General features: G+C 60.5%; 21 protein-coding genes. 7 read left to right on the top strand and 14 right to left on the bottom strand.

All coding sequences use genetic code 11. The features are described from left to right. Positions 1-43: 43 nt before the first annotated feature. The 3 genes from C4J85_RS25905 to C4J85_RS25915 form a co-directional block, all read right to left on the bottom strand. On the bottom strand, positions 44-970 hold the full coding sequence (locus C4J85_RS25905) for an SdiA-regulated domain-containing protein (RefSeq protein WP_124411024.1): 927 nt from the start codon (positions 968-970) through the stop codon (positions 44-46). A 198-nt stretch (positions 971-1,168) separates the two neighbouring features. After that, positions 1,169-1,834: a fumarylacetoacetate hydrolase family protein gene (locus C4J85_RS25910; protein WP_124405591.1), complete on the bottom strand. Its 666-nt coding sequence runs from the start codon at positions 1,832-1,834 to the stop codon at positions 1,169-1,171. A 24-nt stretch (positions 1,835-1,858) separates the two neighbouring features. Further along, positions 1,859-3,253 carry an FAD-binding oxidoreductase gene (locus C4J85_RS25915; RefSeq protein WP_124411025.1) on the bottom strand — a complete coding sequence of 465 codons (1,395 nt, stop codon included), beginning with the start codon at positions 3,251-3,253 and terminating at the stop codon, positions 1,859-1,861. Between the two features lie 205 nt (positions 3,254-3,458). Between C4J85_RS25915 and serA the strand changes: the two genes are divergently transcribed. After that, positions 3,459-4,688, top strand: coding sequence for a phosphoglycerate dehydrogenase (gene serA / locus C4J85_RS25925; protein WP_034116292.1), 1,230 nt, complete (start codon positions 3,459-3,461; stop codon positions 4,686-4,688). A 68-nt stretch (positions 4,689-4,756) separates the two neighbouring features. On the opposite strand, the gene C4J85_RS25930 is transcribed toward serA, so the two are convergent. Next, positions 4,757-5,197, bottom strand: coding sequence for a DUF4399 domain-containing protein (locus tag C4J85_RS25930; RefSeq protein ID WP_124364859.1), 441 nt, complete (start codon positions 5,195-5,197; stop codon positions 4,757-4,759). 133 nt (positions 5,198-5,330) lie between these two features. Here C4J85_RS25930 and C4J85_RS25935 point away from each other — a divergent pair, with 133 nt between their 5' ends. After that, complete coding sequence (locus C4J85_RS25935) at positions 5,331-5,810, top strand: transporter substrate-binding domain-containing protein (RefSeq protein ID WP_124368739.1); 480 nt, start codon at positions 5,331-5,333, stop codon at positions 5,808-5,810. A gap of 122 nt (positions 5,811-5,932) precedes the next feature. Here C4J85_RS25935 and C4J85_RS25940 read toward each other — a convergent pair whose 3' ends face one another. Then, positions 5,933-6,565, bottom strand: coding sequence for a 2OG-Fe(II) oxygenase (locus tag C4J85_RS25940; RefSeq protein ID WP_124408684.1), 633 nt, complete (start codon positions 6,563-6,565; stop codon positions 5,933-5,935). A 131-nt stretch (positions 6,566-6,696) separates the two neighbouring features. Between C4J85_RS25940 and C4J85_RS25945 the strand changes: the two genes are divergently transcribed. Next, positions 6,697-7,449 (top strand): DUF2059 domain-containing protein, encoded by a 753-nt coding sequence (locus C4J85_RS25945; protein WP_124411026.1) that lies wholly within the window; start codon positions 6,697-6,699, stop codon positions 7,447-7,449. Positions 7,450-7,555: 106 nt separating this feature from the next. Here C4J85_RS25945 and C4J85_RS25950 read toward each other — a convergent pair whose 3' ends face one another. Then, entirely contained in the window at positions 7,556-8,497 is a 942-nt protein-coding gene (locus C4J85_RS25950; protein ID WP_124411027.1) for an alpha/beta hydrolase, read from the bottom strand. Between the two features lie 99 nt (positions 8,498-8,596). On the opposite strand from C4J85_RS25950, the gene C4J85_RS25955 reads away from it, so the two are divergent. Together C4J85_RS25955 and C4J85_RS25960 are read left to right on the top strand one after the other, a co-directional pair. Then, positions 8,597-9,172, top strand: coding sequence for a DUF6436 domain-containing protein (locus C4J85_RS25955; protein ID WP_124411028.1), 576 nt, complete (start codon positions 8,597-8,599; stop codon positions 9,170-9,172). Positions 9,173-9,200: 28 nt separating this feature from the next. After that, entirely contained in the window at positions 9,201-11,555 is a 2,355-nt protein-coding gene (locus C4J85_RS25960) for a penicillin acylase family protein (protein WP_124411029.1), read from the top strand. Position 11,556: 1 nt separating this feature from the next. Here the strand turns inward: C4J85_RS25960 and C4J85_RS25965 are convergent, their stop codons facing one another. Further along, the gene (locus C4J85_RS25965; RefSeq protein WP_124411030.1) at positions 11,557-12,522 is read right to left on the bottom strand and encodes a GlxA family transcriptional regulator; all 966 of its coding nucleotides are present in this window, start codon (positions 12,520-12,522) and stop codon (positions 11,557-11,559) included. 210 nt (positions 12,523-12,732) lie between these two features. Between C4J85_RS25965 and C4J85_RS25975 the strand changes: the two genes are divergently transcribed. Further along, entirely contained in the window at positions 12,733-13,371 is a 639-nt protein-coding gene (locus tag C4J85_RS25975; protein WP_124408458.1) for an HD domain-containing protein, read from the top strand. Between the two features lie 198 nt (positions 13,372-13,569). Here C4J85_RS25975 and C4J85_RS25980 read toward each other — a convergent pair whose 3' ends face one another. The 7 genes from C4J85_RS25980 to C4J85_RS26015 all read right to left on the bottom strand — a co-directional run bounded on the left by C4J85_RS25980 (position 13,570) and on the right by C4J85_RS26015 (position 21,958). Continuing rightward, positions 13,570-14,454, bottom strand: coding sequence for an ABC transporter permease subunit (locus C4J85_RS25980; RefSeq protein WP_124364867.1), 885 nt, complete (start codon positions 14,452-14,454; stop codon positions 13,570-13,572). Then, positions 14,451-15,371 carry an ABC transporter permease subunit gene (locus C4J85_RS25985; protein ID WP_057014223.1) on the bottom strand — a complete coding sequence of 307 codons (921 nt, stop codon included), beginning with the start codon at positions 15,369-15,371 and terminating at the stop codon, positions 14,451-14,453. Before C4J85_RS25985 ends, C4J85_RS25980 begins: the two co-directional genes overlap by 4 nt. Continuing rightward, on the bottom strand, positions 15,368-16,510 hold the full coding sequence (locus C4J85_RS25990; protein WP_065893882.1) for an ABC transporter ATP-binding protein: 1,143 nt from the start codon (positions 16,508-16,510) through the stop codon (positions 15,368-15,370). Before C4J85_RS25990 ends, C4J85_RS25985 begins: the two co-directional genes overlap by 4 nt. 65 nt (positions 16,511-16,575) lie before the next feature. Beyond that, entirely contained in the window at positions 16,576-17,670 is a 1,095-nt protein-coding gene (locus C4J85_RS25995) for a polyamine ABC transporter substrate-binding protein (protein WP_124408459.1), read from the bottom strand. Positions 17,671-17,889: 219 nt separating this feature from the next. Then, complete coding sequence (locus C4J85_RS26005) at positions 17,890-18,984, bottom strand: polyamine ABC transporter substrate-binding protein (RefSeq protein ID WP_124411233.1); 1,095 nt, start codon at positions 18,982-18,984, stop codon at positions 17,890-17,892. A gap of 192 nt (positions 18,985-19,176) precedes the next feature. After that, positions 19,177-20,541 carry an aspartate aminotransferase family protein gene (locus C4J85_RS26010; RefSeq protein WP_124368746.1) on the bottom strand — a complete coding sequence of 455 codons (1,365 nt, stop codon included), beginning with the start codon at positions 20,539-20,541 and terminating at the stop codon, positions 19,177-19,179. A gap of 58 nt (positions 20,542-20,599) precedes the next feature. Then, positions 20,600-21,958: a glutamine synthetase family protein gene (locus C4J85_RS26015; RefSeq protein ID WP_124364870.1), complete on the bottom strand. Its 1,359-nt coding sequence runs from the start codon at positions 21,956-21,958 to the stop codon at positions 20,600-20,602. Positions 21,959-22,568: 610 nt separating this feature from the next. On the opposite strand from C4J85_RS26015, the gene C4J85_RS26020 reads away from it, so the two are divergent. Then, on the top strand, positions 22,569-23,945 hold the full coding sequence (locus tag C4J85_RS26020) for a glutamine synthetase family protein (RefSeq protein ID WP_124364871.1): 1,377 nt from the start codon (positions 22,569-22,571) through the stop codon (positions 23,943-23,945). The last annotated feature ends 115 nt before the right edge of the window (positions 23,946-24,060 follow it).

Consider the following 24,060-nt stretch of genomic DNA (forward strand, 5'->3'; position numbering starts at 1 on the left):
GGTGAATGCCGCTTTTTAAGACGCGTCCGACGTAAGACGTAGGTTATTTCTGTTTTTCAAACCGATAGAACAGGTTTGGCTCGCTGACGATATACAGCGTACCGCTCTCGTCCATGGTCACCCCTTCGGCACGCGGGATGGTGTCCTTGAGGCCGTTGAAACCGCCCAGCAGGGTCATGAAGCTGACTTGCTCGCCGGTTTCATCCAGCTCCAGCAGCAGGTGGGAGTCGGCCGACAGCACCAGCAAGTGCCCGGTACGCGGGTCGACTGCCAGGGCGGAAAGGTTGCGCACGTCCAGTTCGGTACTCGCCCGTTTCTGCTTGTCGCCTGCCAGGGTCTGGCTGCCGTCGCTCTTCCAGGTAAACAGTGCCGGTGGGCGCTCTTCGCCCAGCACCAGTTGCTGGTTGCGCGGGTCCCAGGTGATTGCTTCAAAGGCTTTGTTCTGGTTCTTGGACGGGCCCAGGTCATAACTGGGGAAATCGGCCTTGTTCAACGCCGTGGTGCCGGCGTCAACCTTGACGATGGTCAGGCTGTGCTCGCGCTCATCGACCACGGCCATCAAGCCATTCTCCATCACCGTCAGGCCTTCCGGATTGTTCCAGCCGTTGAGGGGCATCTTGCGCAGTACGTCGCCTTGCAGGCTCAGCTCCACCAGGAACGGGTTCTTACCCATCACGGAGAACAGGGTTTTGGTGCTTGGGTTGTAGGACAGGTCCGAGGCCTCGTCCTTCTCCATACCGGGCAGCAACTTGGCGTCGATGACCGCGTGATAGTCCGGCAGCCACACGCTTTCCCGGCGTTCGGCCGGGCTTTCAAAACCTTCCAGCACCCACAACACACCGCGATCATCCCAGTGCATGGCCCAGGCGATGCCATACAGGATCGCGCCGGCCAGAAACACCCAGGAATACCAGCGCATGGTCAAGCGAGAGCGAAGCGTAGGTTTGGAGGTGGGCAGAGGCACGGCCATTGAGGGCTTTTTCCGGAAGTCAGCTGTAGGGAATAGAGCAAGAAGCTGGATTATGCGGATGGCGTGTGAAAAAAATGCAAAACCATGTGGGAGGGGGCTTGCTCCCGATAGCGGAGTGTCAGGCACAGGTTAGCCGGCTGACACACTGCAATCGGGAGCAAGCCCCCTCCCACATTTTTACAGCATTTGTGCACACAGTCAGCGCACGACGCTCTCGAAGCGGTTGACGCCCGACAGCTCCAGCACCAGCTTGTCGCCGACATTCAGCGGCCCTACGCCAGCCGGGGTGCCGGTCAGGATTACATCACCCGCCTGCAGCGAGAAGCAGCCGGCCATGTGCTGGATCATCGGCACGATCGGGTTGAGCATCTGCGCGCTGTTGCCGTTCTGGCGGACTTCGCCGTTGATGGTCAGGCGAATGCCGATATCGGTCACGTCAGCGAACGTGCTGCCGACCACAAAAGGCGCAATCACCGCCGCGCCGTCGAACGACTTGGCGATCTCCCACGGCAGGCCCTTGGCCTTCAACTCGGCCTGTTTGTCGCGCAGGGTCAGGTCCAGGGCCGGGGCGAAGCCGGAGATGGCGTCCAGCACTTCTTCGCGGCTTGGGTTGTTCGACAACGGCTTGCCGATCAATACGGCGATTTCCGCTTCGTAATGCACCGAACCGCGCTCGGTAGGAATAGTGAAACCGCCTTCCAGCGGCACCACGCAACTGCCCGGCTTGATGAACAGCAACGGCTCGGTCGGCACCGGGTTGTCCAGTTCCTTGGCGTGTTCGGCGTAGTTACGTCCGATACACACCACTTTGCCTACCGGAAAGTGGATGCTGGTGCCGTCGATATACTTGTGCTGATAGCTCATGGAACGACTCCTTAAAAAGCGTCCTTAAACAGCGAAGATCTTGCCTGGGTTCATGATCCCGTTCGGGTCGAACACCGCTTTCACGGCCTTCATGTATTCGATTTCAACCGGTGAGCGGCTGTAAGTCAGGTAATCGCGCTTGGTCATGCCCACGCCGTGTTCGGCGGAGATCGAGCCGTTGTATTTGGCGACGGTCTCGAATACCCATTTGTTCACGGTGGCACACTTGGCGAAGAACTCGTCCTTGCTCAGGGTTTCCGGCTTGAGGATGTTCAGGTGCAGGTTACCGTCGCCAATGTGGCCGAACCAGACGATTTCGAAATCCGGGTAATGCTCGCCGACGATAGCGTCAATTTCTTTCAGGAAAGCCGGCACTTTGGAAACGGTGACCGAAATATCGTTTTTGTACGGCGTCCAGTGGGAAATCGTCTCGGAGATATATTCGCGCAGCTTCCACAGATTATGCAGCTGGGTCTCGCTCTGGCTCATCACGCCGTCCAGCACCCAGCCTTGCTCGACGCAATGCTCAAAGGTCTCCAGGGCGTGATTGGCGACTTCCTCGGTGGTGGCTTCGAATTCCAGCAGCGCGTAGAACGGGCAATCGGTTTCGAACGGTGCTGGCACGTCGCCACGCCCGAGGACTTTGGCCAGGGCCTTGTCGGAGAAAAATTCGAAAGCGGTCAGGTCCAGCTTGCTCTGGAAGGCGTGCAGCACCGGCATGATCGAGTCGAAGTCGGTGGTGCCCAGCACCATGGCGGTCAGGTTTTTCGGCGCACGGTCCAGGCGCATGGTGGCTTCCACCACAAAACCCAGGGTCCCTTCGGCGCCGATGAACAGCTGGCGCATGTCGTAGCCGGTGGCGTTCTTGATCAAGTCACGGTTCAGTTCCAGCACATCGCCTTTGCCGGTGACGACTTTCATCCCGGCCACCCAGTTACGGGTCATGCCGTAGCGAATCACCTTGATCCCGCCGGCATTGGTGCCGATATTGCCGCCAATCTGGCTGGAACCGGACGATGCGAAATCCACCGGGTAGTACAACCCATGTTCTTCGGCAACGTTCTGCAATTGCTTGGTGACCACGCCCGGCTGGCACACCGCAGTGCGGTCGGTAAGGTTCACGTCGAGAATCTGGTTCATATAGTCGAATGACACCACCACTTCGCCATTGGCCGCCACCGCCGCCGCCGACAGGCCAGTACGCCCACCGGATGGCACCAGCGCCATCTTGTGGGTATTGGCCCAACGGACGATGGCCTGCACCTGCTCGGTGGTCTTGGGAAAGACGATGGCGCACGGCGCGGGCGCGAAATGCTTGGTCCAATCCTTGCCGTAAGCCTCCAGGGAGTCGGCGTCGGTCAGCACTTTGCCGGGCTCAACCAGGGTCTTCAGCTCATCAATCAGGGCAGGATGGGTCATCGACAGAACTCTCGAACAATTCATGGTCATCCTGAGAACGCTTCACGTCGCAGGAATAGGTGTTTAGCGGGGCGCGTATGCTAGCATACCGCCCCCGCAGGACAGAGCCCAAGGGCGTTTCTGCGGTGACGGCTTTCCTGCCGTCCGGGTCAGCTTAAGCGATCCGATTCCCTGCCATTTTTCTCCGGGATACAGGTTTACGCAGATGAGCAAGACTTCTCTCGATAAGAGCAAGATCAAGTTCCTTCTTCTGGAAGGCGTCCACCCATCGGCCGTCGACGTTCTGAAAGCCGCCGGGTACACCAGCATTGAGTACATCACCAGTTCTCTGCCGGAAGCCCAGCTCAAGGAAAAGATCGCCGACGCGCACTTTATCGGCATTCGCTCCCGCACTCAGTTGACCGAAGAGATCTTCGACCACGCCAAGAAACTCGTGGCGGTCGGCTGCTTCTGCATCGGCACCAACCAGGTCGACCTCAACGCAGCGCGCGAACGCGGCATCGCGGTGTTCAACGCACCGTACTCCAACACCCGTTCCGTAGCGGAGCTGGTGCTGGCCGAGGCCATCCTGCTGCTGCGCGGTATCCCAGAGAAGAACGCTTCCTGCCACCGTGGCGGCTGGATCAAGAGCGCGGCCAACTCCTTCGAAATCCGCGGCAAAAAGCTGGGTATCGTCGGTTACGGTTCGATCGGCACTCAACTGTCGGTATTGGCAGAAGGCTTGGGGATGCAGGTGTTCTTCTATGACACCCTGACCAAGCTGCCCTTGGGCAACGCCACCCAGGTGTCGAGCCTGACCGAGCTGCTGGGCATGTCCGACATCGTCACCCTGCACGTTCCGGAAACTGCCGAGACCCAGTGGATGATCGGCGAGAAGGAAATCCGCGCCATCAAGAAAGGCGGGATCCTGATCAACGCCGCGCGCGGCACAGTGGTCGAGCTGGACGCCCTGGCCGAGGCGATCAAGGACAAGCACCTGATCGGCGCCGCTATCGACGTGTTCCCGGTAGAGCCACGCTCCAACGACGACATTTTCGAAAGCCCGTTGCGCGGCCTGGACAACGTGATCCTGACCCCGCACATCGGCGGCTCCACCGCTGAAGCCCAAGCCAACATCGGCCTGGAAGTCTCGGAAAAACTGGTCAAGTACAGCGACAACGGTACCTCGGTATCGTCCGTGAACTTCCCGGAAGTGGCCCTGCCGGCTCACCCTGGCAAGCACCGCCTGCTGCACATCCACCAGAACATTCCGGGTGTGATGATGGAGATCAACAAGGTCTTTGCGGAAAACGGCATCAACATCTCCGGTCAGTTCCTGCAGACCAACGAGAAGGTCGGCTACGTGGTGATCGACGTTGACGCCGAGTACTCGGACCTGGCGCAAGAGAAGCTGCAGCACATCAACGGCACTATTCGTAGCCGGGTGTTGTTCTGACGCTTTAAATGCGGCATAAAAAATGGGAGGCCCGCAGGGGCCTCCCATTTTTTATGCCTGAACAGCGCTTACTTGACGTTAACCGTGATGACTTTCGAGGCGACCGTCGGGTTGAACTGCATGTGCAGTTTGTCGCCGGCCACCAGTTGCAAGGTGTGCTTGCCGGGTGTCAGGGTCAATTCGGTTTCGGTCTGAGCCTTGCCGTAATGGATCACGGTGTCGGTGGCCGGAATCGGCAGTTTCGCATCGGGCAATTCTTTCTGGTCGATCAGCAAGTGGTGGTGGCCGGTGCCGGCCGTCTGGTCGGTGGCCGGCGCCAGTTTCAGGCCTTCCATGCCGAACTTCACGGTGAAAGTCTTATCGACGGTGGCGCCGTCTTTGGGCGAGACGATGAATACTTTCGCGCCTTCAGGCGGCGCGCTGCGCGGGATGCCGTCGGCGGCAGTGGCCAACATCGAAGCACCCAGCATCAAAGAGGCCAGGGTTGCACGGGACAAAAGGGCTTTCATTCGCTTCTCCAGTTTTTCGTGAAATCTGTAGGGTTATGACAACTTCGCGACAAATTGCTGTCCAAGGCACTCGACACCATAGCAAAGCGATGCTGAACGGCGTCTCGCCCGTACGAATTCTTTAGGAGTGACCATGCGCTTTTCGCCTGGCCTGTTACTGCTGCTTCCCCTTCTGAGCGCCCCGGCTCACGCCGAGCTGATCGATGATGTCAACGATCGCGGTGAGCTGCGCATCGCCCTTGAAGCCAACACCCCGCCTTACAATTTCAAGGAGGGCGAGAAGCTCACCGGCTTTGAGGTCGAGCTGGGTGAACTGCTGGCAAAGGAGATGGACGTGCGTTCCTCGTTTATCACCACCGATGATGCCGACCTGCTGCCTGGCGTGGCGACCGGCAAATATGACGTGGCGCTTAACCATATCGCTATGACTGCCGAGCTTGAGGATCAGTTCGATTTCAGCGCGGCGTATCACCAGACGCCGGAGCTGGTGATCCCGTTCCAGAAAGGCAATCCGGCGTTCAAGAGCAGCCTGGACAATGCGTTGAAGCGGGTGAAGGATGATGGTCGGTTAAAGGCGCTGGAAGAGAAGTGGCTCGACGGGAATACGCGATAACCCATGTGGGAGGGGGCTTGCTCCCGATGGCGGAGTGTCAGCCAGAGATCAACTGACTGACACTCCGCTATCGGGGGCAAGCCCCCTCCCACATTTTGTTCCAGGCAAGACTTGACGCCGGCTTAAAACGGCTCGTTACCGCGCCGACGGAACCAGCCGGTCAGGGACAGGCGTTCACGCGTGGCAGGCAGGACCTCGTGGGGCACTTCGCCGGAGAGGAACACCACCAGGCTGCCGCCGGTAGGCGCCACGTCGTGTTCGATGCCACCCTTGAGGTACATGCGCAACTGCCCGCCGTGTTCGGGCAGCCAGGCGTCGTTCAAATAGATCACGGCCGAGACCATGCGCCGGTCATCGTCGCGAAAACGATCCACATGCTTGAGGTAGAACGCCCCGGGCGGGTACATCGCGAAGTGGCTTTCGAAGTCTTCCAGGCCAAGGAACAGGCCACGGTTCATGGCCAGGCGCAGGCCGTCCATTATCGCCATGTAGGTATCGCAGACGGCGGCATCGCCCTCTTCCAGCCACTGGATGTGGTCGCCGCGAATCCCCTCGCGAATTTCCTGGGCGGGCCCGCGCCCCACCGCCGCCGGCGCCAGCTCACCTTCAGCCGCACGTTTACGGCACTCAGCCGCCAGCTCCAGGGTCAGAGCCTGGGGCAGGAAGGCATTCTGCTGCGACCAGCCTTGTTCGGCCAGGTCGTCGACAATGCGTTGCAGCAGGGGGTGATCAAGGGGCATTTGCATGGCGCGCATAGTATCCATACGCCTGTAAATCCGACAGCGCCGTCGAGCGCTCGAATACACTTTAGTCAGGTGACTGATAGGACTTCTCGACAAATCCTACGCCCGACACGGACAATAGTGGCCGACTGACAGGAGTCCTTATGCGTCGTTTGTTTCTTTCCTTGCTGATGTTCTGCGTTTTGCCCGCCTGGGCAGACGGCCATGACCAGTTGTACAAGGTTGCCGGCTGGGCCGAACAACGTGCGCATTTCAATGATGCCCTCAGTGCCGCCCAACAGCGCTACCGCAACAGCCTGCCGCCGGCGGTGTACCAGGCGCTGGTGGACAACAGCAACAAACGCTTCGCGGCCCAGGCCATGGACCAGCGCGCCGAGGCCCAGTTGCGCAAGCACCTGGCGGACCCGAAACCGGCCCTGAGTTTTTTCCAGTCGCCCCTGGGCCGCAAGATTGTCGCCGCCGAATTGCTCGCCACGCGTCGCGACCAATTGGCGAAAAACGCCCAGGGCCTGCCGAAAATCCAAGCCGATGCTACCCGCAGCCTGATCATCGGCCACCTGGCCCAGGCCCTGCCCGCGCGTGAAGCGGGCGCCGAAGTCAGCCTGGCGATTGCCGGCGTGGCGGCGGACAGCTTGAGCCAGATGATCCCCGGCCTGCTGGGCGGTGGTCAGGCTCAGGGCATGTTGAATGGGCAGCGTGAGCGGCTGATGCAGCAGATCGACAAGGATCTGAATAACACGCTGTTGTATGTCTATCGGGATTTGTCTGACCCGGAGTTGGAAGAATTCGCGACGTTTGCCGAATCGCCGGAAGGCAAGGCGTATTACCAGGCAGCGCTCGCCGCCATCCGCGCAGGCCTTGCGGTCGGCCAAAGCACCTCCAGCCTGGCGCAGTAGAAAAAAATGTGGGAGGGGGCTTGCTCCCGATAGCGGTGGGTCAGCTACACATAAGTTGACTGGCACACCGCTATCGGGAGCAAGCCCCCTCCCACATTGGATTGTGTTACTTCAGATGGTCCGTGAGAAAACTGAAATATTCTTCACGAATCTCCGGAATTTCGTTCGCCAGGTGATGCCGCCCACGCTTAAGCATCAACACCTCGGGCTGGTCAAACTTGCTGCGCAGCACCTGCAAGTTATGTTGCCAATCCACCGTCATATCCTCTTCACCCTGCACAATCACCGGCCGCCGTGGGCTGCGCGGTGCGGCTTCGATGCGTTTGATCCAGCGCGCCAGGGCGCCTACCCAGGCGGTCGGCAGTTGGCGCGGCTGCAACGGGTCGGCTTCGAGAAAGGGTTTGAAGGCCGGGTCGTTGGAGTTATCGCTGAACCGTCGCGCGATGCCTTTGACGAACGGGCGCAGCAGGTAATAGCTGGCTTGCGACCAGCCCCATGCACGCGGACGTACCAGCGGCGACAGCAGAAAGGTCTTGCCCTGGGCCGGGCTTTCGGCGCCGTGGTTGAGCAGGTGATCCACCACGATGGCGCCGCCGGTGCTTTGCCCGAACAGGTGCCAGGGTTGCGGCAATTGCAGCGCCTGGGCCTCGGCGAACAACGCCTGCACTACGTCCTGGTACACCGCAAACTCATCAATACTGGCACGCACGCCGCTGGACAATCCATGGCCCGGCAGGTCGCAGGCGATCACCACGAAGCCCTGGTCCAGCGCCCAGTCCACTACGTGGCGGTACAGCCCCATATGGTCGTAGAAGCCGTGGAACATGAACATTGTCGCCACCGGCGCAGGCGGCCACCATACCTGCGCCACCACCTCGAACCCGCCCACCTCCAAGCGCCCCAGACGGCTCACGGCCGGCACCTTGCGTGCGCCCAGGTCGAGTCCATAGAAACGTTGATAGACCCGCGCCTCGGCTGACAAAGGCTGCGCATCCACCAGGGGCCGCAAGCTTTCGCGCAGATGATCAGGGTCAAAGTTAACGGGCATAAAGGCTTCCAGACTGACGGTGAAGATGAATATCGAGCTGCGATATTCATCTGTCAGGACAAGCATGGCAAGCTACGCGACCCGCGAGGATACCTCTGAATGCGACAGCCCTACCGCACTGCCTTGTTCGCCAGCCTGGTGCTGATTATCTGCGCCGCCGTGCTGTCGGCCGCGTATGACTGGTTCCAGGGCCGTTACCTGCGCGCCTTCAGCGAACACACGGCGGTGTTCTCCGGCGATGCGCTGCAACTGCCCGCCGCACTGCGCGGGCCTGGGCCGATTCGCCTGGTGCACTTCTGGGACCCGGCCTGCCCGTGCAATGTCGGTAACCAGCAACACCTGAGTGAGCTGATCGAGCAATACGCGCCGCAAGGTGTCGAGTTCTATGCCTTGCAAAAGGCCGGCAGCCACGGCGCCCTGCCGGACACCCTGCGCCAGATGAAAACCCTCGACGCCCTGCCCGGCGCCGATCAGGTGCCGGCCAGCCCGGCCGTGGGCATCTGGGACCGTACGGGCAAGCTGGCGTATTTCGGACCGTACAGCGAAGGGCTGACGTGCAATTCCAACAACAGTTTTATCGAGCCGATCCTCAAGGCCCTCGAAGCCGGGCGCGAAGTGAATGCCACGCACACCCTGGCGGTGGGCTGCTATTGTTCGTGGCCTAAGGAACCGTAGTCTGTCCATTCAGGGTTAAGGAAAGTCGATGAAGCGTGTCTTGCAGGCTCTCGTGGTGCTGGTTGTGCTGGTCGCCCTCGGCGCCGGCTGGTACGTCTACAGCAAGCAACCCACCCGCCAGGGCACGGTCACCCTGGCGCACTTGCAAGGCTCGGTCACGGTGCGCTACGACGACCGTGGCGTGCCGCATATCCGCGCCGGCAACGAGCCCGACCTGTACCGCGCCCTGGGCTATGTGCATGCCCAGGACCGGCTGTTCCAGATGGAAATCATGCGCCGCCTGGCCCGTGGCGAGCTGGCCGAGGTGCTCGGGCCCAAGCTGCTGGAGACCGATAAGCTGTTTCGCAGTCTGCGGATTCGCGAGCGCGCCTCAAGCTACGTCGAGCACATGAACACCGACTCGGCCGCGTGGAAGGCCCTGCAAGCCTACCTGGACGGGATCAACCAATATCAGGCCAGCCACGCCAGCCCGATGGAGTTCGACGTGCTGGGCATCCCCAAGCGCCCGTTCACCGCCGAGGACTCCATCAGTGTCGCCGGGTATATGGCCTACAGCTTTGCTGCGGCTTTTCGTACCGAACCGCTGCTGACTTACGTGCGCGACCAACTGGGCAGCGACTACCTCAAGGTCTTCGACCTCGATTGGCAAGCCAAAGGCGCCCTTAACCTGGCGGCCGGCGACTGGAAGACCCTTGGCGCTCTCGCCAGCCTGAGCGAGCAGGCCCTGGCTGACAACGGCTTGCCGCAATTTGAAGGCAGCAATGCCTGGGCCATCAGCGGCAGTCGCACCCAGAGTGGCAAACCATTGCTGGCGGGCGACCCCCATATCCGCTTCTCGGTGCCGTCGGTGTGGTACGAGGCGCAGCTGTCGGCGCCCGGCTTTGAGTTGTATGGCTACCACAACGCGCTGGTGCCGGTGGCCTTCCTCGGGCACAACCTGGACTTCGGCTGGAGCCTGACCATGTTCCAGAACGACGACCTCGACCTGGTCGCCGAAAAGGTCAACCCGGCCAACCCCAACCAGGTCTGGTATCACGGCCAGTGGGTCGACATGAGCAGCAGCGAACAGCAGATCCAGGTCAAGGGCCAGGCCCCGGTCACGCTGACCCTGCGCCGCTCGCCCCACGGCCCGATCGTCAATGACGTGCTCGGTGAAAACGCCGGCACCACGCCGATCGCCATGTGGTGGGCGTTCCTCGACAGCGAAAACCCGATCCTCGAGGGTTTCTACCAGCTCAACCGTGCCGACTCCCTGGCCAAGGCACGCGCGGCGGCGGCCAACGTCTCGGCGCCTGGGCTGAATATCGTGTGGGCCAATGCCAAGGGCGATATTGGCTGGTGGGCGGCGGCGCAATTGCCGATACGCCCGGCCGGCGTCAACCCGGCGTTCATCCTCGACGGCAGTACCGCCCAGGCCGACAAGCTGGGCTTCTACCCTTTCAGCGCCAACCCCCAGGAAGAAAACCCGGCGCGCGGCTATGTGGTCTCCGCCAATGCCCAGCCGGCGTCACCCACCGGCATGGAGATCCCCGGTTATTACAACCTGGCCGACCGTGGCCAGCAGCTGAATGCGCAGTTGAGCGACAACCGCGTGAAGTGGGACGTCAACAACAGCCAGGCCCTGCAACTGGGCACCACCACTGCCTTTGGTCCGCGCCTGCTGGCGCCGCTGTTGCCGGAGCTGCGTGAGGTGGTCAAAGACCCGGCGCAGTTGAAGCTCGTAGAACAACTGGCAAGCTGGAAAGGCGACTACCCGCTGGATTCCACCAGCGCCACCCTGTTCAACCAATTGCTGTTCAACCTCGCTGACGCCACCTTCCACCCGAAACTGGGCGACGCTATGTTCAAGACCCTGCTCGGCACCCGCGTGATCGACGCCGCCCTGCCACGCCTGGCCGCCACGCCGGATTCGCCCTGGTGGAACGGCACGCGAGCCGGCACCGTCAAGCTGGCCTGGGATAACAGCCTGGCGCACCTGAAAGCCACCTTCGGCGATGACCCGTCCCAGTGGCAGTGGGGCAAGGCGCACACCCTGACCCACGGCCACCCGCTGGGCATGCAGAAGCCGCTGGACAGGCTATTCAACGTGGGCCCCTTCGCGGCACCGGGCAGTCACGAAGTGCCGAACAACCAGACCGCCATGATCGGCCCGGCGCCCTGGCCGGTGACCTACGGCCCCTCGACCCGCCGCCTGATCGACTTCGCCGACGCGGCCCATGCCTTGACCATCAACCCGGTGGGGCAAAGCGGTGTGCCCTTTGATGCTCACTACAGTGATCAGGCGCAAACCTATATCGAAGGCGGCTACGAGCAGGCGCATTTCAATGAAGAGGAAATCACGGCCAATACCCGTGGCACCCTCAAGCTGCTACCGGCCAGATAAGCTACACGGGCGCCGCAAAATTGAGCCTGAACTGTTGCGGCGTCACGCCCAGGCGACGGTTGAACACACTGCGCATGTGCTGCGCATCGCGAAAACCGCATTGGTAGGCCACCGTCTTGAGCGGTGCGTGCGTGCTTTCGAGCATGACCCGCGCCGCATCCACCCGCGCCCTCTCGACAAATTCCGCCGGCGTAACCCGCGCTTCACGGGCGAACACCCGGGAGAAATTGCGCGCACTCATATTCGCCGCCCTGGCCAGGTCGGCAATGCCCAGGTCCCCGGTCAGGTTCGCCAGCACGTACAACTGCACCAGCGCCACCGCCGAGGTGGTTTCGGCATGGGGCGTGAGAAATGGGCTGAACTGTGACTGGCCGCCCGAGCGCTGGGTGAATACCACCAAACGCTTGGCCACGCTCAATGCGACTTCCGGGCCATGGTCCTGGGCCAGCAGGTACAGCGACAGGTCGATCCCCGCCGTGACCCCGGCCGAGGTGTAGAGGTTGCCGTCCTGCACATACAGGCGGTCGGCTTCGACGTGGGCCGAGGGGCACAACCGGGCCAGGTCGGCGGCGTCTCCCCAATGGGTGGTCACGGTTTTACCGTCCAGCAGACCGGCGCGGGCCAGCATGAAGGCGCCATTGCAGATCGAACCAAAGCGCCGGGCCCGCGCCGCGGCGGCGCGCAGCCAGTCATCGAACGCCGGGCCAAAATCCTCGAACGGCAACTGCGGGCCACCGGCGACCAGCAACAGGTCATAAGCCTGCAGGGCCTCGCTGTAATGCCGGTGGGCCTGCAATGACAACCCGTTGGAACAGGCCATGCTGCCGTGTGCAAAGCCGATCACGTCCAGCTGATAGTGGCCTTCAGACGCGAGGAAGCGGTTGGCCTCGCAGAACACATCCATAGGCCCGGTCACGTCCAGTGACTGGACGCCAGGGAAGATCAGAATGGCGACGGTTTTGCCCATGCTCACAGACACCTTTTCTTAGCTGAATAAAACACAGAACCCTGTGGGAGGGGGCTTGCCCCCTCCCACATTTGGATTGTCGCAGGCCTTACCCTAGCCGATTTTGCCTTGGCACGATGTGTCGACACATTGGCCGGGATCGCTCCCTCGCCGCAATAGCCCTCGCACGCAAGCACGACCAGACTGGATGCTTCCCAGAGGAGAACCCCCATGAGCACCACCATCGCCGGTATCACGATCCCCGACAGCGCCCTGGCCAGGGCCACCACGGAATACATCCGCGACATCGAGTCCGACCTGCTCTACCACCACTCCCGCCGGGTATTCCTGTTCGGCGCATTGAGCGGTGAGCGCAAGCAGTTGGCGTACAACCCGGAGTTGCTGTACGTCGGCGCAATGTTCCACGACCTCGGCCTGGTGGAAGGCCACCGCAGCGCCGATGAACGCTTCGAAGTGGACGGGGCCAACGCGGCGGCCGCTTTCCTCAAGCCTTATGGGCTCAGTGATGACGATATCGAACAGGTATGGCTGTCCATTGCCCTGCACACCACGCCGGGCGTGCCGCAGCATCTGCGCCCAACCGTGGCGCTGGTGACGGCAGGGGTGGAGATGGACGTGCTGGGCCTGGACTACGCCGCGTTCAGCAACGTGCAGCGCGAAGCCGTGGTGCATGCGCATCCACGCGGTGAGGGATTCAAGGAATGCATCATCTGCGCCTTCGCCGATGGCTTGCGGCATCGCCCGCAGACCACGTTTGGCAACGTGAAGACCGACGTGCTGGTGGATCAGGAGCCGGGGTTCAAGCCGATGAATTTTGTCGAGGTGATTCGTACTTCACCCTGGACTTGATCGTTCCCACGCTCTGCGTGGGAATGCAGGCCAGGACGCTCCGCGTCAGCTTCTAAAAGCGTGACGCAGAGCGTCACAGGAGGCGCTCCCACGCGGAGCGTGGGAACGATCATGGCGGTGTATCAGTATCAGGTGTGCTGACTGACACACTGCTATCGGGGGCAAGCCCCCTCCCACATTTGGACCCAGTTCCGGCAGTTAGACCGGTGCGGGCGCCCTGCGCGCGTCCGGCTGTTTCCAGCCATCCGCCGCCGCTTCTTCAATCGCTTGCTGGATGGCTTTCTTGCGATGCTCCTCGGCCCGACGGCTGAAGAACCACACCAGAAAGGTCACCAGCGACACCGCCAGCAGAATCAGGCTGGCCACCGCGTTGATCTCAGGTTTGACCCCAAGGCGTACGGCCGAGAACACTTCCATCGGCAAGGTGGTCGAACCCGGGCCCGAGACGAAGCTGGCCAGTACCAGGTCATCCAGCGACAGCGCGAACGACATCATGCCGCCCGCCGCCAGCGATGGCGCGATCATCGGGATGGTGATCAGGAAGAACACCTTCCACGGCCGCGCGCCCAGGTCCATCGCCGCTTCTTCGATCGACAGGTCCAGTTCACGCAAGCGTGCCGACACCACCACCGCTACATACGCCGCGCAGAAGGTGGTGTGGGCGATCCAGATGGTGACAATGCCACGCTCCTGGGGCCAGCCGATCATCTGCGCCATGGCCACGAACAGCAGCAACAGCGACAGGCCGGTGATCACTTCCGGCATCACCAACGGCGCCGTGACCAGGCCGCCGAACAGCGTACGGCCCTTGAACTGGCTGATGCGCGTCAGCACGAACGCCGCCAGCGTACCCAGCGCCACCGCTGCCACGGCCGTGTAGCAGGCGATTTCCAGGGAACGCGCCACCGAGCCCATCAGCTGGGTGTTGTCCAGCAGGCCCACGTACCACTTGATCGACCAACCGCCCCACACCGTCACCAGCTTGGATTCGTTGAACGAGTAGATCACCAGGATCAGCATCGGCAGGTAGATGAACAACAACCCCACGACCAGCATGAAGCTGGAGAAACGAAAGCGTTTCATATCTTGCCCTCCAGCTCTTTGGCCTGGCTGCGGTTGAACAGGATGATCGGCACGATCAGGATCGCCAGCATCACCACGGCCAATGCAGAGGCCACCGGCCAGTCACGGTTGTTGAAGAATTCTTGCCACAGCACTTTACCGATCATCAGGGTTTCCGGGCCGCCGAGCAGTTCAGGAATCACGAACTCGCCCACCACCGGGATAAACACCAGCATGCAGCCTGCGATGATGCCGTTCTTGGACAGCGGCACGGTGATTTTCCAGAAGCTGTTGAAGGTGCTCGAGCCCAGGTCCGACGCGGCTTCCAGCAGGCTTTGGTCGTGTTTGACCAGGTTGGCGTACAGCGGCAGGATCATGAACGGCAGGTACGAATAGACCACGCCGATGTACACCGCGATGTTGGTGTTGAGAATCTGCAGCGGTTCGTTGATCAGTCCCATGGACATCAGGAAGCCGTTGAGCAAACCGTTGTTGCTGAGGATGCCCATCCACGCATAGACGCGGATCAGGATCGCGGTCCAGGTCGGCATCATGATCAGCAGCACCAGCACCGTTTGCATTTCCTTGCGCGCGGTGGCGATGGCGTAGGCCATCGGGTAGCCGATCAGCAGGCACAGCAGCGTGCTGAAAAACGCCATCTTCAGCGAGCCCAGGTACGCGGCGATGTAGAGTTCATCACCCGCCAGCAAGCTGTAGTTGGCCAGGTTCAGCACCACTTGCAGTTTTTGCTCAACGTAGGTGTAGATCTCGGTGTAGGGCGGAATCGCCACATCGGCTTCGGCAAAGCTGATTTTCAGCACGATGAAAAACGGCAGGGCGAAAAACAGGAACAGCCAGAGGAAGGGAATCCCGATGACCACCTGCTTGCCACTGGGCACGATGCGATCCAAGCGCCGCTTGAATTTCTTCATGTTCATGAGCGAAGTACCACGCCGCTGTCGTCTTCCCACCAGACGTACACCTGGTCGCCCCAGGTTGGGCGCTGGCCACGGCGTTCGGCGTTGGCGACGAAGGACTGCACCAGCTTGCCGCTCGGCAGCTCCACATAGAACACCGAGTGGCCGCCCAGGTAGGCGATGTCGTGGACTTTGCCGCTGGACCAGTTGTGCTCGCAGGTCGGCATCTGGGTTGTGACCAGCAGTTTTTCCGGGCGGATGGCGTACGTCACCGACTTGTCTTCCACTGCGGTGGCGATGCCGTAGCCCACGTAGATATCGCGGTCCAGGTCCGGGCACTTGAGCACGGCGTGGCCTTCGGCGTCGTCCACCACTTGGGTGTCGAAGATATTGACGTTGCCAATGAACTCGCACACCAGGCGGCTGGTGGGCGTTTCGTAGATGTCGATCGGGCTGCCGATCTGGGCGATCCAGCCCAAGTGCATGATCGCGATGCGCTCGGCCATGGTCATGGCCTCTTCCTGGTCGTGGGTCACCATTACACAGGTCACGCCGACGCGCTCGATGATCTCGACCAGCTCCAGCTGCATCTGAGAGCGCAGCTTCTTGTCGAGGGCGCCCATCGGCTCATCGAGCAGCAGCAGTTTCGGGCGCTTGGCCAGGGAACGGGCCAGGGCCACACGCTGGCGTTGGCCGCCGGACAACTGGTGCGGCTTGCGCTTGGCGTACTGGCTCATCTGCACCAGCTTGAGCATTTCGGCCACGCGGGCGTCGACTTCAGCCTTGGGGATCTTGTCCTGTTGCAGGCCGAAGGCGATGTTCTGTGCCACGGTCATGTGCGGAAACAAGGCGTAGGACTGGAACATCATGTTGATCGGCCGCTCGTAGGGCGGCATGTCGGTGATGTCCACACCGTCGAGGTAGATGCGGCCTTCGGTCGGGCGCTCGAAGCCTGCGAGCATGCGCAGCAAGGTGGACTTGCCCGACCCCGAACCGCCGAGCAAGGCGAAGATCTCGCCTTTCTTGATTTCCAGGGACACATCGTCCACCGCAATCGTCTCGTCGAACTTCTTCGTGACCCGGTCGATTTTGACCAACACCTTTTTCGGTGTCTGGTCGCCCTCGAGGGCTTTCTTATAGGCGCCGGAGGCAACTGCCATTTACGAAACTCCCAAAAAAAGAGTACAGCTCGCCCGGTGCAGGCGAACCTTGAATAGTTTGAGCCTTACTTGCCCGTCTTGACCTTGGTCCAGCTACGGGTCATTAAACGCTGCACGTTCGGGGGTAGCTCGAAGTTGACGAATGTCCGGTCGAGAACCGCCTGCGGTGGGTAAACCGCTGCGTCGGTGCGTATCGATTGCTCCATCAGTTTGTCCGCCCCGGGGTTAGGGTTGGCATAACCGACGTAATCACTGACCTGAGCGATCACTTCAGGTTGCAGCAAATAGTTGATGAAGGCGTGAGCCTCTTTGACATTGGCGGCGTCCTTGGGGATCGCCAGCACGTCAAACCACAGGTTGCCGCCCTCCTTGGGAATCGCGTAGGCGATGTTCACGCCTTTGCCCGCCTCGCTTGCGCGGGCCTTGGCCTGGAACACATCACCGGAGAAACCGGCCGCCACGCAAATATTGCCGTTGGCCAGGTCCGAAATGTATTTGGAGGAATGGAAGTAGGTCACGTAGGGCCGTACTTTCAGCAGTTTTTCCTCGGCCTTCTTGTAGTCGGCCGGGTTGGTGCTGTTCGGGTCCAGGCCCATGTAGTTGAGCACGGCCGGCAGCATTTCATCGGCCGAGTCCATGAATGAAACACCGCAGGTGGCGAGCTTCTTCATGTTTTCCGGTTCGAACAGCATGGCCCAGGAGTCGATCTTGTCGACGCCCAGCACCTCCTTCACTTTGTCGACGTTGTAACCGATGCCGTTGGTGCCCCACAGGTATGGCACGGCGTAGCCATTGCCCGGATCATTTTTCTCAAGACGCTTGAGCAATGCCGGGTCAAGGTTGGCGTAATTGGTCAGCAGGGACTTATCCAGCTTCTGGAACGCCCCGGCCTTGATCTGCTTGCCCAAAAAGTGGTTGGACGGCACCACCACGTCGTAGCCGGTACGCCCGGCGAGCAGCTTGCCTTCCAGGGTTTCGTTGGAATCGAACACGTCATAGACGGGCTTGATGCCGGTGGCCTTTTCGAAGTTGGCCAATGTGTCGGGGCCGATGTAGTCCGACCAGTTATAAACATGCACGGTCGGTGCGGCCTGCACGCTGACAGCCAGCGTGATACCTGCACCCACCAGCAAGGCTTTGCGAAATAAAGAAATTGGCAAGTGGAGGTCCTCTTAAATAGTTGGCCCTAGAGTTGTTGCCCGGCAACAAAACCGGCGCGCAACTTACCCTCGATAACCCGATCCGGCAAAACTTTCTTTCATCTAACTGTAGGAGCGAGCTTGCTCGCGAAGGTCGTCAACGATCATGCGGGGCATCAGGCACCCCGCAGCGCTCTTGAATTTTTCGCGAGCAAGCTCGCTCCTACAGGTTTTCTGCCTTTATTTACCGGATTTGATCTTGGTCCAGCTGCGCGTCATCTCGCGCTGGGTCGCAGCCGGCAAGTCGGCAATCGCGTAGAGCTTGGCCTGCACTTCTGCCGACGGGTAGATGCCCGGGTCGCTGGTGATGTCTTTGTCGACCAGCGCGGTGGCCTTCTCGTTGCCGTTCGGGAAGCGCACGCTGTTGGTGATCGACGCCATGACTTCCGGCTTGAGCAGGTAGTTCATGAATGCGTAGGCGGCTTCGACGTTTTCGGCATCTTTCGGGATGGCGACCATGTCGAAGAAGCTGCCGGCGCCTTCTTTCGGAATGTCGTAGGCCACTTTGACTTTGCCACCGGCTTCAGCCGCACGGGACTTGGCCTGCTGGATGTCACCCGAATAACCTACGGCCACGCAGATGTTGCCGTTGGCCAGGTCCGAGATGTACTTGGACGAGTGGAAGTAGCCAATCGAAGGGCGGATTTTCAGGAACAGGTCTTCGGCTTGCTTGAGGTCGGCCTTCTTCTGGCTGTCGGTCGGCAGGCCCAGGTAATGCAGGGCGATCGGCAGCATTTCGGTCGGCGAGTCGAGGAAGCTCACGCCGCAGCTTTTCAGCTTGGCGATGTTCTCCGGCTTCATCAGCACATCCCACGAATCGATCTTGTCCACGCCCAGCGCGGCCTTGACCTTCTCCGGGTTGTAGCCGATACCAATCGAGCCCCACATGTACGGGAAGGCGTGCTTGTTGTCCGGGTCGCTGACCGACACGGCTTTAAGCAGGGATTTGTTCAGGTTGCTGTAGTTGGGCAGCTTGGACGTGTCCAGCTCCTGGTAGACACCGGCCTTGATCTGCTTGGCGAGGAAGTTGTTCGACGGTACGACGATGTCGTAGCCGGACTTGCCTGCCAGCAACTTGGCTTCCAGGGTCTCGTTGCTGTCGAACACGTCGTACACCACCTTGATGCCGGACTCTTTTTCAAAGTTGGCGACGGTGTCCGGTGCAATGTAGTCGGACCAGTTGTAGACGTGCAGCACTTTATTGTCCGCCTGGGCCGCGCCCGCCATTGCGCCCATCAGGGACAAGGCGATGAGGGTCTTGCCAGCGTTCTTCAAACCTAATGCCTTCATTGGGTGATGCTCCGATTTTTCTTTTTGGGGCCGCAAGTTGTAGGTGTTTCGGGCCCAGCCAAAGGGCAACAAAACAGGACGACAGTCTGGCAAGTTCGGGGGCCCGCTTTCAACAGGCCCCCACATTTATCTACACAGTCGCAGCACCCGAAAGCCGCTGCGCACTGAGCCTAGCACTTAGCCCTGCAATGCCGCCAAAGTCAGGTCCAGGCACTGGCGGGCCTTGGTCACCAGTTCGTCGATTTCGGCCTGGCTGATCACCAGCGGCGGCGAAATGATCATGGTGTCGCCCACGGCGCGCATGATCAGGCCATTTTCGAAGCAGAACGTGCGGCAGATCATGCCCGCGCCCTTCCCTTCGTAACGCTTGCGCGTGGCCTTGTCCTGCACCAGCTCGATTGCACCGAGCATGCCCACGCCGCGCACTTCACCCACCAGTGGATGGTCCGCCAGTTCCCTCAGACGTTTCTGCAAATACGGTGCCGTTTCGTCGTGTACACGGTTAACGATTTTTTCATCGCGCAGGATGCGGATGTTTTCCAGGGCCACCGCCGCCGCCACCGGGTGCCCGGAGTAGGTGAAACCGTGGTTGAAATCTCCGCCTTCGTTGAGCACGGCCACCACATCGTCGTGCACGATCAGGCCGCCCATGGGCACGTAGCCCGAGGTCAGGCCTTTGGCGATGGTCATCATGTGGGGCTTGAGGTCGTAGAAATCGCTGCCGAACCACTCGCCGGTACGGCCGAAACCGCAGATCACTTCGTCGGCGACAAAAAGGATGTCGTACTTGGCGAGGATTTCCTTGATGCGCGGCCAGTAGCTGTCGGGCGGCACGATCACGCCACCGGCGCCCTGGATCGGCTCGGCAATAAAGGCACCGACCGTGTCCACGCCCAGCTCCAGGATCTTTTCTTCCAACTGGTTGGCGGCCCAGATCCCGAATTCTTCAGGGCTCATGTCGCCGCCTTCGCCAAACCAGTACGGTTGGGCGATGTGGGTGATGCCCGGAATCGGCAAGTCACCCTGTTCATGCATGTAGGTCATGCCGCCCAGGCTGGCGCCGGCCACGGTGGAGCCGTGGTAGCCATTCTTGCGGCTGATGATGGTTTTCTTGTTGGGCTGGCCTTTGATCGCCCAGTAGTGGCGGACCATGCGCAACATGGTGTCGTTGCCTTCGGAGCCGGAACCGGTGAAGAACACGTGGTTCATGCCCGCGGGTGCGACGTCGGAAATGACTTTGGCCAGTTCGAGTACCGGCGGATGAGCGGTCTGGAAGAACAGGTTGTAGTACGGCAGTTCTTTCATCTGCCGGGCGGCGGCGTCTGCCAGTTCATCGCGACCGTAGCCGATCGCCACGCACCACAGGCCGGCCATGCCGTCGAGGATCTTGTTGCCTTCGCTGTCCCACAGGTAAACGCCGTGGGCTTTGGTGATGATCCTTGGGCCTTTCTCTTTCAATTGCTTGAAGTCGCTGAACGGCGCCAGGTGGTGATCATTGCTCAAGGCTTGCCATTCACGGGTTTGCGGGTTGTTGCTGGACATACCGATCTCCTAGACATTTCAGGTGGGGGCGCGCTGTTCCAGCAGCGCGCCCGGCGCATCAGACGGCAAAGAGCAGGAATTCCCGCTCCCACGAACTGATCACGCGCTTGAAGTTTTCATGCTCGGCCCGCTTGACCGCGACGTAGCCGGTGATGAACTTCTGACCCAGGTATTTCTCGATGGTCTTGCTGTTTTCCATGCGTTCCAGCGCGTCTTCGATGGTCAACGGCAGGCGCAGGTTGCGTCGCTCGTAGCCACGACCCACAACGGGTGCGCTCGGGTTATGGCCTTCGACCATGCCGATGTAGCCACACAGCAAGCTGGCGGCAATCGCCAGGTACGGGTTGGCATCGGCGCCCGGCAAGCGGTTTTCCACGCGGCGGTTCTGCGGGCCGGCATCCGGTACGCGCAGGCCCACGGTGCGGTTTTCTTCGCCCCACTCCACGTTCACCGGCGCCGAGGTGTCGGGCAGGAAGCGGCGGAACGAGTTCACGTTGGGCGCGAATAAAGGCAGCAATTCGGGGATGAATTTCTGCAGGCCGCCGATGTGATTGAGGAACAGTTGGCTCATGGTCCCGTCTTCATTGGAGAAGACGTTCTTGCCGGTGGCGATCTCGATAATGCTCTGGTGCAAGTGCATCGCGCTGCCGGGCTCGCCGGTCATCGGCTTGGCCATGAAGGTGGCGGCCACGTTGTGCTTGAGCGCCGCTTCACGCATGGTGCGCTTGAACACCAGGATCTGGTCGGCCAGGGACAGCGCATCGCCGTGACGGAAGTTGATTTCCATCTGCGCGGTGCCGTCTTCGTGGATCAGCGTGTCGAGGTCCAGTTCCTGCAGCTCGCACCAGTCGTAGACGTCTTCGAACAGTGGGTCGAATTCGTTGGCGGCTTCTATAGAGAAGGACTGGCGGCCCGTCTCCGGGCGACCGGAGCGGCCGATGGGCGGTTGCAGCGGGAAGTCCGGGTCTTCGCAGCGCTTGGTCAGGTAGAACTCCATCTCCGGCGCCACGATGGGCTGCCAGCCGCGATCAGCGTAGAGCTTGAGGACCTTCTTGAGCACGTTGCGCGGCGACAGCTCGATCGGGTTGCCTTGCTTGTCGTAGGTGTCGTGGATCACCTGGGCGGTCGGCTCGATGGCCCAGGGCACCAGGAACACCGCGTTCTGGTCGGGGCGGCAGATCATGTCGATGTCGGCCGGGTCGAGCAATTCGTAATAGATGTCGTCTTCGACATAGTCGCCGGTCACGGTCTGCAGCAGAACGCTCTCGGGCAGGCGCATGCCTTTTTCGGCGATGAACTTGTTGGTCGGCGAGATCTTGCCCCGGGTGATGCCGGTGAGGTCGCCAATCATGCATTCGACTTCTGTGATCTTGTGGTCTTTCAACCAATCGGTGAGCTGGTCGAGGTTGTTACTCATAAATGCCTCTGGGCTGGGTTTCCTGGCATCCATTAAAAGGCCAGGCGTTGGTTGACGCAGCATCCGCGTCGTTTTGTTCACTCAGGGTAGGAGCTTACCTGCCATTTGCTGCAGCGTTGCATTCCTCACGCCAAACTTGTGCAGAATCATGAGCAGCACTCTGCATTGGCGCTGCCGGGCGGCAGCGTTGAGACAAACGAAGGGAAAAAGAGAGGGTTGGCCCAAGCGTCAAGAATATTGGCCGGTGCGCAGGGATACACGCTGCAGGAATAAACGGAACACACAGCCTGGCTGAAGCAGGCCAAGACGCCAGTTGGCGGCAGGCGAGACATGAAGCACCCCGGTATTATTGCTGTTATGGGTTTGAATCGAGCTTAGCCTTGTTCATTTTTTTACACAACACCCCCGTAAAAAATACAACACGGCCCGCTCAAGCCTGCAGGTCCTAAGACCCTCAAACCCAAAAAACCGCCCCAAAAAGCCCCAAAAAAGGCGCCCTGGCGCTTTTTCAGGGCAAAAAAGGCCTCGCTTGACTTCGGCATGCCGTTCGGGTTGACTGAAACCAGAAAAGATCAATGATTGATATTTTTAACAACAAAGGTGTTGCATCATGTCGGTACCCCCGCGTGCCGTTCAGCTTAACGAAGCGAACGCGTTCCTTAAGGATCATCCTGAGGTTCTGTACGTAGACCTTCTAATTGCGGATATGAATGGTGTGGTGCGCGGTAAGCGCATCGAACGCACCAGCCTCCACAAGGTTTACGAGAAGGGCATTAACCTGCCTGCCTCTTTATTTGCCCTGGATATCAACGGCTCTACGGTGGAAAGCACCGGCCTGGGCCTGGACATCGGTGATGCTGACCGAATCTGTTATCCAATCCCCGACACCCTGTGCAATGAGCCCTGGCAAAAGCGCCCCACCGCGCAACTGCTGATGACCATGCACGAACTGGAAGGTGAACCCTTCTTCGCCGATCCGCGCGAAGTGCTGCGCCAAGTGGTGAGCAAGTTCGACGACATGGGCCTGACCATCTGCGCCGCCTTCGAGCTTGAGTTCTACCTGATCGACCAGGAGAACGTGAACGGCCGGCCACAACCGCCTCGCTCGCCGATTTCCGGCAAACGCCCGCACTCGACACAGGTCTACCTGATCGACGACCTCGACGAATACGTCGACTGCCTCCAGGACATTCTGGAAGGTGCCAAAGAGCAAGGCATCCCGGCCGACGCCATCGTCAAGGAAAGTGCCCCGGCGCAGTTCGAAGTGAACCTGCACCACGTCGCCGACCCGATCAAGGCATGCGACTACGCGGTACTGCTAAAGCGCCTGATCAAGAACATCGCCTACGACCATGAGATGGACACCACCTTCATGGCCAAGCCTTACCCAGGCCAGGCAGGCAACGGTTTGCACGTACACATCTCCATTCTGGACAAAGACGGCAAGAACATCTTTGCCAGCGAGGATCCCGAGCAGAACGCCGCATTGCGTCACGCGATCGGCGGTGTGCTCGAGACCCTGCCCGCCCAAATGGCGTTCCTGTGCCCCAACGTCAACTCCTACCGTCGTTTCGGCGCACAGTTCTACGTGCCGAACTCGCCGTGCTGGGGCCTGGACAACCGAACCGTGGCGATTCGCGTACCGACCGGCACTGCCGACTCCGTGCGTATCGAGCACCGCGTGGCGGGCGCCGACGCCAACCCTTACCTGCTGATGGCTTCGGTCCTGGCGGGTGTGCACCACGGTCTGACCAACAAGATCGAACCGGGCGCTCCCGTGGAAGGCAACAGCTACGAGCAGAACGAACAAAGCCTGCCGAACAACCTGCGCGATGCCCTGCGCGAGTTGGATGACAGCGAGGTGATGGCCAAGTACATCGATCCTAAATACATCGATATCTTCGTCGCCTGTAAGGAAAGTGAGCTGGAAGAGTTCGAACACTCCATCTCCGACCTTGAGTACAACTGGTATCTGCATACCGTTTAAACAGCGGCTGCAGAAAAAGAGCGCCGCAGAGCTTATGGCCTGCGGCGTTTTTTATGGGTTTCTTCTGAGGGACCGCGTTGGCAGCATCGGGAGCAAGCCCCCTCCCACATTTGAC

The sequence above is a fragment of the Pseudomonas sp. R4-34-07 genome, from assembly GCF_003852375.1.
Classification (GTDB): Bacteria; Pseudomonadota; Gammaproteobacteria; order Pseudomonadales; family Pseudomonadaceae; genus Aquipseudomonas.

Excerpts from the sequence above, each read along its gene's own strand:
- C4J85_RS25990 (WP_065893882.1), bottom strand. The coding sequence starts at position 16,510 with ATGGCAGTTGCCTCCGGCGCCTATAAGAAAGCCCTCGAGGGCGACCAG.
- serA (WP_034116292.1), top strand. The coding sequence starts at position 3,459 with ATGAGCAAGACTTCTCTCGATAAGAGCAAGATCAAGTTCCTTCTTCTG.
- C4J85_RS25960 (WP_124411029.1), top strand. The coding sequence starts at position 9,201 with ATGAAGCGTGTCTTGCAGGCTCTCGTGGTGCTGGTTGTGCTGGTCGCC.
- C4J85_RS25965 (WP_124411030.1), bottom strand. The coding sequence starts at position 12,522 with ATGGGCAAAACCGTCGCCATTCTGATCTTCCCTGGCGTCCAGTCACTG.
- C4J85_RS25975 (WP_124408458.1), top strand. The coding sequence starts at position 12,733 with ATGAGCACCACCATCGCCGGTATCACGATCCCCGACAGCGCCCTGGCC.
- C4J85_RS26010 (WP_124368746.1), bottom strand. The coding sequence starts at position 20,541 with ATGTCCAGCAACAACCCGCAAACCCGTGAATGGCAAGCCTTGAGCAAT.
- C4J85_RS25980 (WP_124364867.1), bottom strand. The coding sequence starts at position 14,454 with ATGAAACGCTTTCGTTTCTCCAGCTTCATGCTGGTCGTGGGGTTGTTG.
- C4J85_RS25945 (WP_124411026.1), top strand. The coding sequence starts at position 6,697 with ATGCGTCGTTTGTTTCTTTCCTTGCTGATGTTCTGCGTTTTGCCCGCC.
- C4J85_RS25955 (WP_124411028.1), top strand. The coding sequence starts at position 8,597 with ATGCGACAGCCCTACCGCACTGCCTTGTTCGCCAGCCTGGTGCTGATT.
- C4J85_RS26020 (WP_124364871.1), top strand. The coding sequence starts at position 22,569 with ATGTCGGTACCCCCGCGTGCCGTTCAGCTTAACGAAGCGAACGCGTTC.
- C4J85_RS25930 (WP_124364859.1), bottom strand. The coding sequence starts at position 5,197 with ATGAAAGCCCTTTTGTCCCGTGCAACCCTGGCCTCTTTGATGCTGGGT.
- C4J85_RS25940 (WP_124408684.1), bottom strand. The coding sequence starts at position 6,565 with ATGCGCGCCATGCAAATGCCCCTTGATCACCCCCTGCTGCAACGCATT.
- C4J85_RS25905 (WP_124411024.1), bottom strand. The coding sequence starts at position 970 with ATGGCCGTGCCTCTGCCCACCTCCAAACCTACGCTTCGCTCTCGCTTG.
- C4J85_RS25935 (WP_124368739.1), top strand. The coding sequence starts at position 5,331 with ATGCGCTTTTCGCCTGGCCTGTTACTGCTGCTTCCCCTTCTGAGCGCC.
- C4J85_RS25915 (WP_124411025.1), bottom strand. The coding sequence starts at position 3,253 with ATGACCCATCCTGCCCTGATTGATGAGCTGAAGACCCTGGTTGAGCCC.
- C4J85_RS25985 (WP_057014223.1), bottom strand. The coding sequence starts at position 15,371 with ATGAACATGAAGAAATTCAAGCGGCGCTTGGATCGCATCGTGCCCAGT.
- C4J85_RS25910 (WP_124405591.1), bottom strand. The coding sequence starts at position 1,834 with ATGAGCTATCAGCACAAGTATATCGACGGCACCAGCATCCACTTTCCG.
- C4J85_RS26015 (WP_124364870.1), bottom strand. The coding sequence starts at position 21,958 with ATGAGTAACAACCTCGACCAGCTCACCGATTGGTTGAAAGACCACAAG.
- C4J85_RS25950 (WP_124411027.1), bottom strand. The coding sequence starts at position 8,497 with ATGCCCGTTAACTTTGACCCTGATCATCTGCGCGAAAGCTTGCGGCCC.